The sequence below is a fragment of the uncultured Rossellomorea sp. genome, assembly GCF_947488365.1.
Lineage (GTDB): Bacteria > Bacillota > Bacilli > Bacillales > Bacillaceae_B > Rossellomorea.
Window position 1 is genome coordinate 245130 of sequence record NZ_CANKZT010000002.1, and the last position, 12853, is coordinate 257982.

Genomic DNA, 12853 nt, shown 5'->3' on the forward strand with positions numbered 1-12853 from the left:
CTTGAAGGCAGTTGTTTATATACTTATAAGTTCTTTCATGCTCTTTTGTTTCCCTTCTACCATGAAAGCTGAGAAGGTACCGCTGATCTTTACTGTAACAGCTGTTCCGGGAGAAGAAGGAGCTCAGATCCAGCTCCTTCTTTATAATAATAGTGAAGGGGATAAGAACATCACCTTTAACACGAGTCAAATATTTGACTTTACAATCAAAAATAATGCGGGAAAAGTGGTCTATCAGTACAGCCGGGGTAAATCATTCCTTCAAGCGCTTCAAACCATTTCTTTGAAGAAGGGTGAAACGAAGATCTGGAAAGAAATTTGGGATTACAAGCAGGAAGGAAAACGTGTCCCAGAAGGGAAATATACGATTGTAGCATGGCTGATGGGGGAGGATATAAGTGGTTTTGATCATCCCCTGCGGGCTGAGTATTCATTCAAAGTTCCTGAAGAAAACCCATCTTTCAGGGGAGTGAAGGTACGAGAGGTGAAAGGGCGGTTTACCATCCAGGGACAAGCGCGGGTGTCTGATGGGAGTTTTTATTACTATGTGGAGGATGGACATAGAGTACTTCTTAAAGAAACCTTATTCAAGGTTAATAAAGAAGCGCCTAACTGGACCGAATTTACCATCATACTCCCCCAGATGACAGGGGGTAAAGACAAGTTCTTCTTAAGTCTTTATGAACGGGATAATGAAGATGGGAAGATTCTTCACCGATATGTCGTATCCCTTCCATAAGAAAACAGGGTTTGCCCGTAAAGGGCAAACCCTGTTTTTATCTTTATGACAGGCGGTTTAACTCATCTTGAAGAGCGTGAAGCTGCTTTTGTTCTTCGACATTTGAGTTAGCGTAAGCAGATGACAACGCGTTTTTCGCTTTATCAATGGACATTTGAGCGTTTTCTCCCGTACTGCATGCTTGTTGGGCAGAATGAACCGCGTTACGGGCCTGTTGGAATAATGGATTACTCATTATTCCATTCCCCCTGGCCCTTCGCCATGTGAAGCAAGCTTTTTAGCTTCTGCTTCAGCATACGTCAGATGGTACGGAATACGTTCATCATGTTTTGTTACTGCGATTTTACCTTGTTGTACAAATCGTTTCGATTTATTTCTACCCATCACTACCACCCCTTTTTCAAGTTGGAACGCATGATGCGCTCCTATTTAGTATGGCTAAAGTGGTGGTGGATTAGATTAAGAAGATATACCCACAGTTTCCAAATACGTTCTGGGTTAAAGATTAAAACGTTTTTGCAGGTAGCGTCCGATCCCGTCGTCTTCATTCGAAAATGTCACTTCATTTGCAATATCTTTAAGGGGATCAATGGCATTCCCCATGGCAACCCCAGTGCCTGCATATTCAAGCATTTCAAGATCGTTATCTTCATCTCCGAATGCAATAATGCGTTCTTGCGGAATATTTAAAGATGAAGCAACTCGTTCAATTCCGACAGCTTTATTCAATCCTGATTTAACGATTTCGATGATGTGCCACGGTGCAGCCCAACGGCGATGGTCAATCAATTCTGCATGAACATCATCTAAATGTGCACGTATCTCTGGTACATCTTCTTCTTCAGCGTGAATGAGCATGGAAGTGGGATGATCAGATAGTACACTGCGGATATCCCCTGTTGAAATGGAGGGATTGCCCATCATGAATACGTCTATAATCTTTTCATCATGATAATGCAGATACACATCATCCATCACTTCGGCAACAATGTTACGGAATTTAAAATCGTCACATGCATTAATAATTTGTTTGGCCACCTTTAAATCCATCGGCTCATGAAACATCCCCCATGAATCATCAGTGGGATGATGCACAAATGCGCCGTTGAAGTTTACGATGGGAGTTGTCAGCTTTAATTGTTGATAATACAATTCACTGGCACGATAAGGTCTGCCTGTTGCAATCATAACTTCATGCCCTTTATGGCGTGCTTTTTTTAGTATTTCGCGGGTTTTTGTTGAAATCTTCTTCTCATCTGTTAAAAGTGTTCCGTCTAAATCCAGAACGATCAAGTGTTTTTCTTGTGAACTCATGAATACAAATCCCCAATCTAATTGGTATTAAGGCAATTCTAGTGTAGCGTTAGACAATGAAAGTTGTCCACTGCCGCTTCAACTAATTTAATAAATGTTTACAAACACTTTCGATTTAAATATTATACATACTACCAAATCTAGGATATCATAGTAAAGTGAAATGCAGTCAGGAAGGAGAGAATACACATGATTTTAGTTGATAAATCGACCATTCAAACCATTCCATTTCTTCATCTCGTGAAGGAAGAGGATGTAGATAAGCCAATACCCGTTTGCTTTTTCATTCACGGATTTACGAGTGCGAAAGAGCATAATTTACATTATGCCTATTATTTGGCTGAAAAGGGATTCAGAGTCATCCTTCCCGATTGTTTAGAGCACGGAGAACGATCTACTGGCAAATCAGAGCATCAATTAGGAGAAGTCTTCTGGAAGATCGTCTTACATACGATTCATGAATTATCGACTCTTAAAGGGCATTTCGAAGAAAAAGGATTGCTCGTACCAAATGGAATCGGGGTTGCAGGGACCTCTATGGGTGGGATTGTCACACTTGGAGCGTTAACTCAATATGAGTGGATTTCATCTGCTGTCTCGTTAATGGGAAATCCTACATATGTGAAATTTGCTCAAGCCCAGTTAGCTCAAGTCGAATCGTTAGGTTATGAATTGCCATTCAGTGAAGAAGAAATAGGAAATATGTTAAATGAACTCGCTCACTACGACTTAAGTCTTCAGCCTGAGAAACTTGGGGGCAGACCTCTTATGTTCTGGCACGGAAAACGGGACAAGGTTGTACCGTTTAACCTTACACAAGAGTTCTACCAGAGCATCCTGCCTTATTATGAATCACAGGAAGACAACCTGTTATTTATTGAAGACGATAAAGCAGATCATAAAGTATCAAGAGAAGGCGTGTTAAAGCTGGTAGAGTGGTTTGAGAAGCATTTATCAGCCTAACCTTTTGTTTTATGCACGTTAATTTGTTAAGATGAGTAGTGAAAATAGATAAGCATCAAGCATGGATAGAGGAAGGAGAGTTAGCATGGATCAGGATCTTAAAGATAATTTGATGGGTGCACTTGAACAGGTTGTTGACCCTGAATTAGGAATAGACATTGTTAATTTAGGTCTGGTATATGACGTGGATCTAGATGAAGAAGGTAAAGCAACGGTCACTATGACCCTTACGTCAATGGGCTGCCCACTCGCTGGTACCATTGTCGATCAAGTGAAAACAGCTCTAAGTGACATTCCGGAAGTAAAAGAAACAGAAGTAGACATCGTCTGGAATCCACCATGGAGCAAAGACAACATGTCCCGCTATGCGAAAATTGCATTGGGAATCAGATAATACCGATATGTAAAAAATCCCCCTGAGGCAAGGGTTGCTTCAGGGGGATTTTTTGTTGAAACGTTTAATCAATCCGACAAATTGAAACCGGACAATTCTCACAATCGATTTCATCTTTAAGGTAGTTCAAATCAAGAATCGTGATATATCCTTTTTCCGACACAAGGACGTTTTCTTTCTTTAATTCACTCAGCAGCCGATTCACGACTTCCCTGGAGGAACCACAGAAATTGGCGAGTTCCTGGTTGGTTAACGGAAAATCAATTAGAATGCCCTTTTCAACTGTTTTTCCGTAACTGTTGGACATACGGATCAGCGTTGAGTAAAGTGCACCTTTTTTCCCGTGAAGAATAAGATCGCGAAACTTCGTTTGGTTTTGTTGATTCTGAATTTGGATCCATTTTAGCCATTGGATGGTCAAGTTACTGTTATTGGATAGTTTTTCTTCGAAGACCTCTTTTGGTAACGCATAAATCTCCGTATTCTCAAGCATTTTTGCACTGAGCATGTAGTATGCATCTTTACTGAATAACGTTAATTCACCAATCACATCATGACTTGAACAGATCCGTAAAGACAATTCCCGTCCGTCAGGAATCACTTTGCTGATTTGGACACGACCGCTTTTAATCAAATATAACTCGTGAGCAGGCCTTCCCTCTTGAAACAGGAAGGATCCTTTTTTGAAATTTTTCACCGTTTTTTTCTCGAAAAATAGTTGCTTAATCTCGGAAGGAACTTCTAGATTTTCACTCATGAGATCACATCATTTCCATCATAATGTCTTATACTCAAAGCTTACCAAAGGAAACAGACAGATAGAAGGGAATTAAGCGAAAATTAATACAGCAGCTCCGACAACGGCACAATAAACGGCAAAATATTTCAAGTTTCCTTTAGCCATAATATTCATGAACCACTTTAATGAGAAGTATGAAGCAATAAGTGATGCAATGAACGCAACTAAGTATGGAATGGCCATTGAAGCAAGATTCGGATCCTCTATAAGATCACTTATTCCGAATACCATAACCCCTACACTTACTGGAATATAGAGGAGGAAAGAGAAACGCAATGCCGTTTCAGCCTTCATTCCACTAGCCATTGCAGCTACGATGGTTGCACCGGAACGACTGATTCCAGGAATAAGGGCCACAGCCTGAGCAAGACCTATGATGATGGCGTCTTTGACATTTAAGTCACCGTCATTTTTTCTTCCTCGAAGGTTACGGATTAACCATAAGGCAATACCTGTAATAATAAGTGTAATTCCTACTGTGATAACAGATGTTAAATGTTCCTCAATCACGTCTCCGAATAATACACCAATCACCCCGGCTGGGATCGTACCAATCAATAAGTAAACAATGAAATGAAAATCACGTTTCGTTTCAGGTGTTTTATGTTTGAAATAGCCTAAGCCATTCACGATCAGACGCATGATATCTTCACGGTAAATAATGAGTACAGCCACTAATGAAGCTGTATTAACCAGGATTTCAAATGTCAAGGTGGCATCCTTTATACCAAGGAAATGCTGGGCTAACAATAAGTGCCCGCTGGATGAAATAGGGATTGGTTCAGTAAACCCTTGAAAAATCCCTAAAAACAAGTATTTCATAATCAGATAAAAATCCATTGTGTATCCTCCAAGCTTTTTTTCTCCACAGTTTTTAATTTAACACCATAAAGGGAAAGACTGTAAAGCCTTTTTCCAAATGTTAACCGAACCGTAACTTGTTTATCATATAAAGCATTCTGATATCCTTCATCTGGCATGCATGAATGTTCGGCCTTGTAGAAAAATAGTAAGGAAGCATCGCTTCGAAAAGGAGGGGTAAGAATGGGACAGTCACGACAATTTAAAGCTGGAGAAAAAGCACCTAATAATGGAGAGTATATAGAAATTGGTGAAACTGGAAGCATGGTGAAAAATCCGCAAAAACTACGGTTGAAAGCGGGAGACCGATTTCCTGAAAACTCCAACCATAATCGTCTTTGGACGTATATGAGAAAACCTTAACCCCATAAGGAACAAGGATGTCGTGGCGACTGTTCACTATTTAGCATGAATGGTGACGTCTATCGGAGGCACTCCTTGTTCCTTTTTCTTTTCCTTTTTTCATCGAAAGGGATATAATAGATGTAAAGGTCAATAAAGGTCAAAATCTGAGGTGAAGCACGATGAAATTTGATAATATGACTCACAGCATTCAAGAAGGATTGGTTTCTGCAGGAGAGGCAGCTAAAGAAAAATTACATACAGATATCACCCTGCTTCATTTGTGGAAATCTCTCCTTGGTTCAGAAAACAGTTTTCTTCGAACGATATATGCCCGTGGAGGGGTAAAAGTAGATGGCCTAAGAGAATGGATTGATGACAGATTAAACGATATCCCTGCTGTGGAGGGAGAAGGGCTGCAGTATGGACAGTTTTTCGCAAGAGATATTCATCAGCTTATGCAAGATAGTGAGGCCTTAAAGACTAAATGGGAAGATGACTATGTATCGGTCGAACATCTTGCCCTTGGGTTATTCATCCAAAGGAACCACCCGATTACGACATACTTAACCAAACATCATCTGACAGAAAAAGAATTAAAGGAGATTATTGAAACGATCAGAGGAGGGAGCAAGGTGAACACACAGAACCCTGAAGTAAAATATGAAGCGTTGAAAAAGTATGGGAGGGATCTTGTTGCCGATGTAAAGTCGGGGAGGATAGATCCAGTCATAGGCAGGGACAGTGAAATCCGCCATGTGATACGTATCCTTTCCCGTAAGACGAAAAATAATCCTGTTCTTATAGGGGAGCCTGGAGTCGGGAAGACTGCGATCGTTGAAGGACTCGCACAGCGGATTGTCAGAAAAGATGTCCCGGAGGGCTTGAAGGATAAAACCATCTTCGAATTGGATATGAGCTCTTTGGTTGCTGGTGCCAAGTTCAGGGGAGAGTTTGAAGAACGGCTAAAGGCAGTATTGCAGGAAGTGAAAAAGAGTGAGGGTCGCATTCTTCTGTTTATCGATGAACTTCATACGATTGTCGGCGCAGGGAAGACGGAAGGAGCAATGGATGCGGGTAATATCTTGAAGCCGATGCTTGCGAGGGGAGAGCTGCATTGTATAGGTGCGACGACTCTCAATGAATACCGTAAGTACATCGAAAAGGATCCCGCTTTGGAAAGGCGATTTCAACAAGTTCTCGTTCAGGAGCCCAATGTAGAAGATACGATATCAATTTTAAGAGGCTTGAAGGAACGTTTTGAAATTCATCATGGAGTCAATATTCATGACCGGGCCATTGTGGCAGCTTCTAAACTTTCTGACCGCTACATTTCTGACCGATTCCTGCCGGACAAAGCCATTGATTTAATCGACGAGGCATGTGCGATGATCCGTACCGAAATTGACTCTATGCCGTCAGAATTGGATGAAGTCACACGTAAAGTGATGCAGCTTGAAATTGAAGAAGCAGCTCTAAATAAGGAAAAGGATCCGGCAAGCCTTGAACGACTCGATAGAATCCGTGAAGATTTAAGTAATCTGAAGGAAAAAGCGACCGCGATGAAGTTAAAATGGGAGCAAGAGAAAGAGAGTATTGGGATTGTTCAGGAGAAGCGGGAAGAACTGGAGAAGCTCAGGCGCATGCTGGAAGAAGCAGAAAGTGATTATGATCTCAACAAAGCAGCAGAGCTTCGTCATGGCAGGATTCCTGCAATGGAAAAAGAGCTTGATACAGTTGAGCAAGAGATGATGAAAGAGCAGGATGGACGCCTGCTGCGAGAAGAAGTAACGGAGGAAGAAGTAGCCAATATTGTATCGAGATGGACAGGGATACCAGTCACTAAACTTGTAGAAGGTGAACGAGAGAAGCTGTTGAAGCTTGATCGTATTCTGCATGAACGGGTGATCGGGCAGGATGAGGCTGTTCAATTGGTGAGTGACGCCGTTATACGTGCGAGAGCAGGGATTAAAGATCCGAATCGTCCGATTGGTTCATTCATTTTCTTAGGTCCTACGGGAGTAGGGAAGACAGAGCTTGCGAAGACACTTGCTCATACGTTGTTTGATAGTGAGGAACAGATGATCCGAATTGATATGTCTGAATATATGGAGAAGCATGCCGTTTCACGTTTGATCGGTGCACCTCCGGGATATGTAGGATATGAAGAAGGCGGTCAGCTGACAGAAGCAATTAGACGAAAACCCTATTCGGTCATTCTTCTTGATGAAATTGAAAAAGCTCATCCAGAAGTATTCAATATTCTTCTGCAAATGCTCGATGATGGGAGGATAACCGATTCTCAAGGAAGGACGGTTGATTGTAAGAACACGGTGATCATTATGACTTCTAACATCGGATCTTCTCATCTCCTCGAACGAAATAAGGGGGAAGAGGAAATGGATATAGAAACGAAGAACCTGGTCATGAGTCAGCTTCGTTCCTCTTTCAGACCGGAGTTCCTTAACAGGGTCGACGACATTATTCTCTTTAAACCATTGAGCATTGAGAATATAAAAGGGATCATCGATAAGCTGGTGGAAGATTTACAAAAACGAGTGGAAGAACAGCATATTTCACTGTCATTGACTGAGAGTGCAAAAGAATTTATAGCACAGTCGGCTTATGATCCGGTTTATGGTGCGCGCCCTCTGAAAAGGTATTTGCAGAGAGAAGTAGAAACCAAACTGGCAAGAGAATTGATTGCTGGAAATATTAAAACGAATGATACCATCACCATTGAGGCAGGGGAAAATGGCTTATTGATCAGTTAGGACCAAATAAAAAAAGCAGCCGGATCTGGCTGCTTTTTTTAGTGCTTTTCGACTGGCTCGTTTGGAATAACAAGCGTGATAATGAATACTAATACCGTTACACAAACCGATAAAATTAATCCTGTTTCAAAGTGAAAAGCAGTTCCATTCATTGAACTTACAACGTAAGTTAACATTTCAGTAAGAGCAAATGCCCAGAAAAACATCCAGAAAAATCTCACGCCAAGTCACCTCATTCCTATGTAATCAACTAATTTATTAGCAATTTGTAACCAATTTCAATCTTTTTTATCTTACCACAGCTTCAGGAAATAATAAATGACTAATCTGTGAAATGTAACCCTTATCATCTTTCCATACCACTCATGCATAATCGATGGAGGTAACCGACTAAATTTGCAAATATATGGGGTTCTATGGGCTATCTCCCTGACCAATGTTTTCTCCTTACATAAACTATAATGACTTACTATGTAAAAGGAGAAATTCTAATGTATCAGCGATTGTTTCAATTAGAGCAAGAGTGGTGCATGATTCATTATCCTGAACGCCCAAATGGATTCGCTGTAATGGTTATAGGAGATTCCCATCACTATGTAGATGATAAGAGCAGCTTTTGGGTACAACATGAGGCACGCTACAAGTGGATTCAAGAGCTGACCGCCAAAGGATATATTGTTTATTATAGTAATCTTTATGGAGCGAATTGGGGTAGCGATCAAGCCGTGCAGTTAGCCAAGCGACTTTATCAACATGTAAAACGATCTGAAATCATTAATGGAAAGATTCATATATTGGCCGAAGGAATGGGAGCGTTGGTGTTGAAAAACCTCTACCCAAAAATGGAACTAGATATTAGAAGTGCCGTTATGCTCTCACCCTGTGTGTCACTATATGATCATTTAGAACAAGAGAAGGAACAGAAATTCTTTTATAAAAAGATAATAAAAGAACTAGCGCACACGTTTCGATTGAAAGAGGAGGACTGCGAAGCATTCATCAGTCAACAATCAAAGGACTACGAAGTATTTAAAAACATCTCGATTCCACTTTATATTGTTCAGTCAACGACTCTTAATCGTTATAAAAATCAATTCACTCTCATAAAAGATATATATACAGAGCGTTTAGAAAAAGGAACATCAACGGATTTATTCTTTGTACTTCCTGAAAAGCGTGCTTCTCTCGGAGGGAAATTTGCCTCATACTTTTCTTTACATGAGAAAGAGTTATAACAAACACATTGGAGTGATTGACTTGAATCATGCATTCGTTTTTGCTGCTCAGCAGTTCTTGGGATTTGAACTATGTGATGCCCTTCTTGAGAATGGATGGACCGTGACCGCAATTGATGAAAACAAAGAAGTGAAGGATAAGTGGTTAGAAATTGGAAGGAACTCAAACATTCAATATGTTCCTTATGAAGACTGGGATAAGGAAATACAATCTGGATGCCGTGTGTTCCTTCCATATTATGATCAGGTAAGAGAGAATAAAGTGAGTTACTTGTCAGAAGTAGAAGGGCTGATTTCAAAAAATGAACAACCTCTCACGATCATTCGAATTTATCCCAATAGTGCGATAAATCATAACCATAAGGAAGAAGGAACCGTATTTTACCTTCCAACTTTATACGGAATTCACCAGCCGAATGACTTTCTGTTTGCTCGACTTTTGATTGGAGAAGATGTTGACTCCAATTACATTGATGATCCAAGTGGAGCGATCTATGTGAAGGACGCTGCCCGTTCCATTGTAAATCATTCATCCAATACAGAAGTCTATACGGTGAAAGCACTCTCAAGCAAAAGCTGGAATGAAGCCTTATCTTATGTGACGAAGAGATCTTTTTCACCCCCGCGCATGAATGCCGAACCAAATGGTAAAGAGCTTATTGTCAAACCTTCTAAGTCTCATGAAAGGATATTGAAGGAACAATTAAGAGGGATCACTTTGCATGAAATTCAGGAATAAGAAAATTTTTTCTTTCCATGTAGATAGGGATGAGGGTAAAATAAGTATGATGTAAACATTTTCTATTGATTCTTTTTATAGATGCTGCACGGGCTTTAAAGGAGTTGCTGCAAATGAGTAAGAAATTTTACACCATTTTCTTGATTGTATTCCTCATTGGAATAAGTGGTTGTTCAGCAGGAAACAGTGCTGAAATAGAAAAAGTTGGTTTACTGGTTCCGGAAACCGTAGACGATGGGGTTTGGGGAACAAAAGGATACAAAGGATTATTAAAGATTCAATCCGATTATGATGCTGACGTCTTCTATAAAGAGAGTATAAAGAATGATACATCAATTAAACAAGCGGTAAAAGCATATAATGATGATGAAGTTACTTTAGTGTTTGGTCACGGAAGTGAATATTCCAAGATATTTAACACCCTTTCCGGTGAGTATCCCAATATGCATTTTGTAAGCTTTAATGGAAATGCCACAGAGGAGAATACAACCAGTCTACAATTTAAAGGCTATGCAATGGGCTTCTTCGGAGGCATGACAGCAGCCTATCAATCTAAAACGAATAAAGTCGGAGTGATTGCTGCTTTTGAATGGCAGCCCGAAGTTCAAGGGTTTATTGATGGAGCGAAATTCCAAAAAAGTGAATCTGAGCTCATTATCGAGTATACCAATCACTGGGACGATCAAGACATTGCTTTTGAAAAGCTGGAGGGTTTATTGAATCAGCGAGTCGATGTTGTTTATCCGGCAGGTGACGGCTATAATGTATCTGTAATCGAAAAGCTGAAGGAAAAGGGACTCTATGCCATTGGTTATGTATCTGATCAATCTGATTTAGGGGAATCCACGGTTTTAACGAGTACGGTGCAGCATGCAGATAAGCTGTATGGTGTAGTTGCAGAAAGGTTCGCAAATGACGAGCTCGATTCAGGAAACCTTGAATTTGATTTTGAAGACGGAGTCATTTCCATGGGGAAATATAGTCCTGTCATTCCAAAAGACTTTCAAGCTGAGATGAAGCAACATGTTCAAGCCTATATCGAAACAGGCAAATTGCCGAATGGAAAGGAATCGAAGCAATGAATCAAGACAAAACGATGGAATTTATGCAAATTGCCATGAAGTACTTCCCGCAAGCAAAAGAGCAACTTGATCAAGCGGGTGTTGAGTTCTCTCCTGAGATGCTGCAACCATTTATGACACTGTTTACACAAGTCATGAGTGAAGCCTATGAATTAGGCAAACAGGAAGCCTTACATAACAAGTAAGTGTAGAGGAAAACGGTTCATTGACGATATCAATGAACCGTTTTTTTATTACTTTATAGTCCATTGCTTTAATAGTGGACTGATTTTCTTATAGAGTGGTTTCAATTCATCGATGGAATTCATAATGGAATGAACGCCATCAAGTAATGATCCTTCTTCATTTTTGCCTACACGCTTCTCCTGAGAAGGATGCGCTTCTTTTTTAGGGATCCTTCCTCCGTACATCATCTGATCAAATGGATGCAGCTTTTTTTCTTCAGACATATTCTCACCCCCTCTGCCTACTACATAACCTATGAGGAGAAGGGTTGTACGAGTATGGTCAAACGCGTAGAAGAAATGGAAAAGAAAAAATAATTGCAGAAAGTAGAAATCTTCGATAAAATTAGTACCAAGTCATAATAATTGATAATAAACTAAAGTATAAGAGAAAAAACATAAAAAAAGAAAGTAGGGAATGCCAGTATGAATACAGGGATTATTGGAATTGGGCGTTACCTTCCCGAGAAAGTCGTAACCAATGCAGATCTTGAGAAAATGGTGGAAACATCAGACGAATGGATTCGTACGAGAACAGGCATTGAAGAGAGGAGAATAGCAGATAATGAAACAGACACATCAGACATGGCTTATGAAGCAGCAAAAACGGCCATCGCAGATGCAGCTATCTCTGCAGAAGAAATTGATCTGATCCTTGTGGCTACGGTCACACCTGACCAGCCATTCCCATCTGTAGCTTGCTTGCTTCAAGAAAGATTAGGAGCAAAGAAAGCCGCAGCAATGGATTTAAGTGCAGCATGTGCCGGATTTATGTATGGTATGATTACGGCAAAGCAGTTTATCGACAATGGCGCGTATAAGCATGTGCTCGTTGTAGGAGTTGAAAAGTTATCAAAAATTACAGATTGGGATGACCGTAATACAGCTGTTCTCTTTGGAGACGCAGCAGGTGCAGCAGTACTTGGGCCTGTTCCAGATGGCAAAGGAATACTTGCCTTTGAATTAGGTGCAGACGGATCGGGTGCAAAACATCTGTACCAGGAAGAAAATATCATCATGAACGGTCGCGAAGTATTTAAATTTGCGGTTCGTCAAATGGGCGAATCGAGCGTAAATGTAATTGAAAAAGCGGGATTAAAGAAGGAAGATGTTGACTTTTTAATTCCCCATCAAGCCAATATTCGTATCATGGAAGCAGCAAGACAACGATTGGAATTGCCGATTGAAAAGATGTCTAAAACGGTAAATAAATACGGTAATACTTCAGCAGCTTCTATCCCTGTTTCTTTAGTTGAAGATTTAGAAGCAGGAAGAGTGAAAGAAAACGATGTAGTCGTCATGGTAGGATTCGGCGGCGGTTTAACCTGGGGCGCCATTATCATGCGCTGGGGTAAATAAATAGAACTCTCTTCTATAACTTGCAGAC

General features: G+C 40.5%; 17 protein-coding genes. 10 read left to right on the forward strand and 7 right to left on the reverse strand.

The window, feature by feature from the left end; translation table 11 throughout:
* Window position 1 precedes the first annotated feature (1 nt).
* Window positions 2–739, forward strand: coding sequence for a BsuPI-related putative proteinase inhibitor (locus Q1B03_RS08140; RefSeq protein WP_299740214.1), 738 nt, complete (start codon window positions 2–4; stop codon window positions 737–739).
* Window positions 740–782: 43 nt separating this feature from the next.
* Here the strand turns inward: Q1B03_RS08140 and Q1B03_RS08145 are convergent, their stop codons facing one another.
* From Q1B03_RS08145 to Q1B03_RS08155, 3 genes are all read right to left on the reverse strand, one after another.
* Complete coding sequence (locus Q1B03_RS08145) at window positions 783–974, reverse strand: DUF3813 domain-containing protein (protein ID WP_044337708.1); 192 nt, start codon at window positions 972–974, stop codon at window positions 783–785.
* Complete coding sequence (locus Q1B03_RS08150; RefSeq protein WP_181778135.1) at window positions 974–1123, reverse strand: hypothetical protein; 150 nt, start codon at window positions 1121–1123, stop codon at window positions 974–976. Before Q1B03_RS08150 ends, Q1B03_RS08145 begins: the two co-directional genes overlap by 1 nt.
* Before the next feature lie 114 nt (window positions 1124–1237).
* Window positions 1238–2053 (reverse strand): Cof-type HAD-IIB family hydrolase, encoded by an 816-nt coding sequence (locus Q1B03_RS08155; protein ID WP_299740219.1) that lies wholly within the window; start codon window positions 2051–2053, stop codon window positions 1238–1240.
* Window positions 2054–2242: 189 nt separating this feature from the next.
* Between Q1B03_RS08155 and Q1B03_RS08160 the strand changes: the two genes are divergently transcribed.
* Entirely contained in the window at window positions 2243–3016 is a 774-nt protein-coding gene (locus tag Q1B03_RS08160) for a prolyl oligopeptidase family serine peptidase (RefSeq protein WP_299740221.1), read from the forward strand.
* An 85-nt stretch (window positions 3017–3101) separates the two neighbouring features.
* Complete coding sequence (locus Q1B03_RS08165) at window positions 3102–3410, forward strand: metal-sulfur cluster assembly factor (RefSeq protein ID WP_044337705.1); 309 nt, start codon at window positions 3102–3104, stop codon at window positions 3408–3410.
* A gap of 64 nt (window positions 3411–3474) precedes the next feature.
* Here the strand turns inward: Q1B03_RS08165 and Q1B03_RS08170 are convergent, their stop codons facing one another.
* Both Q1B03_RS08170 and Q1B03_RS08175 read right to left on the reverse strand, forming a co-directional pair.
* Window positions 3475–4167, reverse strand: coding sequence for a Crp/Fnr family transcriptional regulator (locus tag Q1B03_RS08170; RefSeq protein ID WP_299740223.1), 693 nt, complete (start codon window positions 4165–4167; stop codon window positions 3475–3477).
* A gap of 72 nt (window positions 4168–4239) precedes the next feature.
* On the reverse strand, window positions 4240–5049 hold the full coding sequence (locus Q1B03_RS08175) for an undecaprenyl-diphosphate phosphatase (protein ID WP_299740225.1): 810 nt from the start codon (window positions 5047–5049) through the stop codon (window positions 4240–4242).
* 204 nt (window positions 5050–5253) lie between these two features.
* On the opposite strand from Q1B03_RS08175, the gene Q1B03_RS08180 reads away from it, so the two are divergent.
* Together Q1B03_RS08180 and clpB are read left to right on the forward strand one after the other, a co-directional pair.
* Window positions 5254–5433 carry a YjzC family protein gene (locus Q1B03_RS08180; RefSeq protein WP_044337703.1) on the forward strand — a complete coding sequence of 60 codons (180 nt, stop codon included), beginning with the start codon at window positions 5254–5256 and terminating at the stop codon, window positions 5431–5433.
* A 161-nt stretch (window positions 5434–5594) separates the two neighbouring features.
* On the forward strand, window positions 5595–8186 hold the full coding sequence (clpB, locus tag Q1B03_RS08185) for an ATP-dependent chaperone ClpB (protein WP_299740228.1): 2592 nt from the start codon (window positions 5595–5597) through the stop codon (window positions 8184–8186).
* A gap of 38 nt (window positions 8187–8224) precedes the next feature.
* Here clpB and Q1B03_RS08190 read toward each other — a convergent pair whose 3' ends face one another.
* Window positions 8225–8407, reverse strand: a complete 183-nt coding sequence (locus Q1B03_RS08190) for a DUF2929 family protein (RefSeq protein WP_299740230.1) — start codon at window positions 8405–8407, stop codon at window positions 8225–8227.
* Window positions 8408–8677: 270 nt separating this feature from the next.
* Here Q1B03_RS08190 and Q1B03_RS08195 point away from each other — a divergent pair, with 270 nt between their 5' ends.
* The 4 genes from Q1B03_RS08195 (at window position 8678) to Q1B03_RS08210 (ending at window position 11427) form a co-directional block, all read left to right on the forward strand.
* The gene (locus Q1B03_RS08195) at window positions 8678–9421 is read left to right on the forward strand and encodes a hydrolase (RefSeq protein ID WP_299740232.1); all 744 of its coding nucleotides are present in this window, start codon (window positions 8678–8680) and stop codon (window positions 9419–9421) included.
* Window positions 9422–9443: 22 nt separating this feature from the next.
* Complete coding sequence (locus Q1B03_RS08200) at window positions 9444–10160, forward strand: hypothetical protein (protein ID WP_299740234.1); 717 nt, start codon at window positions 9444–9446, stop codon at window positions 10158–10160.
* Window positions 10161–10273: 113 nt separating this feature from the next.
* A complete protein-coding gene (locus Q1B03_RS08205; RefSeq protein ID WP_299740236.1) occupies window positions 10274–11242 on the forward strand; it encodes a BMP family ABC transporter substrate-binding protein in 969 nt (322 codons plus the stop codon).
* Window positions 11239–11427, forward strand: coding sequence for a ComZ family protein (locus Q1B03_RS08210; protein ID WP_299740238.1), 189 nt, complete (start codon window positions 11239–11241; stop codon window positions 11425–11427). Before Q1B03_RS08205 ends, Q1B03_RS08210 begins: the two co-directional genes overlap by 4 nt.
* Window positions 11428–11475: 48 nt before the next feature.
* On the opposite strand, the gene Q1B03_RS08215 is transcribed toward Q1B03_RS08210, so the two are convergent.
* Entirely contained in the window at window positions 11476–11691 is a 216-nt protein-coding gene (locus Q1B03_RS08215) for a hypothetical protein (RefSeq protein WP_299740240.1), read from the reverse strand.
* Window positions 11692–11892: 201 nt separating this feature from the next.
* On the opposite strand from Q1B03_RS08215, the gene Q1B03_RS08220 reads away from it, so the two are divergent.
* Entirely contained in the window at window positions 11893–12825 is a 933-nt protein-coding gene (locus Q1B03_RS08220; protein WP_299740242.1) for a beta-ketoacyl-ACP synthase III, read from the forward strand.
* Window positions 12826–12853 lie beyond the last annotated feature (28 nt).

Bases quoted from the DNA above. Each gene is read 5' to 3' on its own strand.
- clpB (WP_299740228.1), top strand. From the start codon at position 5,595: ATGAAATTTGATAATATGACTCACAGCATTCAAGAAGGATTGGTTTCT.
- Q1B03_RS08145 (WP_044337708.1), bottom strand. From the start codon at position 974: ATGAGTAATCCATTATTCCAACAGGCCCGTAACGCGGTTCATTCTGCC.
- Q1B03_RS08205 (WP_299740236.1), top strand. From the start codon at position 10,274: ATGAGTAAGAAATTTTACACCATTTTCTTGATTGTATTCCTCATTGGA.
- Q1B03_RS08170 (WP_299740223.1), bottom strand. From the start codon at position 4,167: ATGAGTGAAAATCTAGAAGTTCCTTCCGAGATTAAGCAACTATTTTTC.
- Q1B03_RS08160 (WP_299740221.1), top strand. From the start codon at position 2,243: ATGATTTTAGTTGATAAATCGACCATTCAAACCATTCCATTTCTTCAT.
- Q1B03_RS08210 (WP_299740238.1), top strand. From the start codon at position 11,239: ATGAATCAAGACAAAACGATGGAATTTATGCAAATTGCCATGAAGTAC.
- Q1B03_RS08155 (WP_299740219.1), bottom strand. From the start codon at position 2,053: ATGAGTTCACAAGAAAAACACTTGATCGTTCTGGATTTAGACGGAACA.
- Q1B03_RS08175 (WP_299740225.1), bottom strand. From the start codon at position 5,049: ATGGATTTTTATCTGATTATGAAATACTTGTTTTTAGGGATTTTTCAA.
- Q1B03_RS08180 (WP_044337703.1), top strand. From the start codon at position 5,254: ATGGGACAGTCACGACAATTTAAAGCTGGAGAAAAAGCACCTAATAAT.
- Q1B03_RS08150 (WP_181778135.1), bottom strand. From the start codon at position 1,123: ATGGGTAGAAATAAATCGAAACGATTTGTACAACAAGGTAAAATCGCA.
- Q1B03_RS08220 (WP_299740242.1), top strand. From the start codon at position 11,893: ATGAATACAGGGATTATTGGAATTGGGCGTTACCTTCCCGAGAAAGTC.
- Q1B03_RS08165 (WP_044337705.1), top strand. From the start codon at position 3,102: ATGGATCAGGATCTTAAAGATAATTTGATGGGTGCACTTGAACAGGTT.
- Q1B03_RS08195 (WP_299740232.1), top strand. From the start codon at position 8,678: ATGTATCAGCGATTGTTTCAATTAGAGCAAGAGTGGTGCATGATTCAT.
- Q1B03_RS08215 (WP_299740240.1), bottom strand. From the start codon at position 11,691: ATGTCTGAAGAAAAAAAGCTGCATCCATTTGATCAGATGATGTACGGA.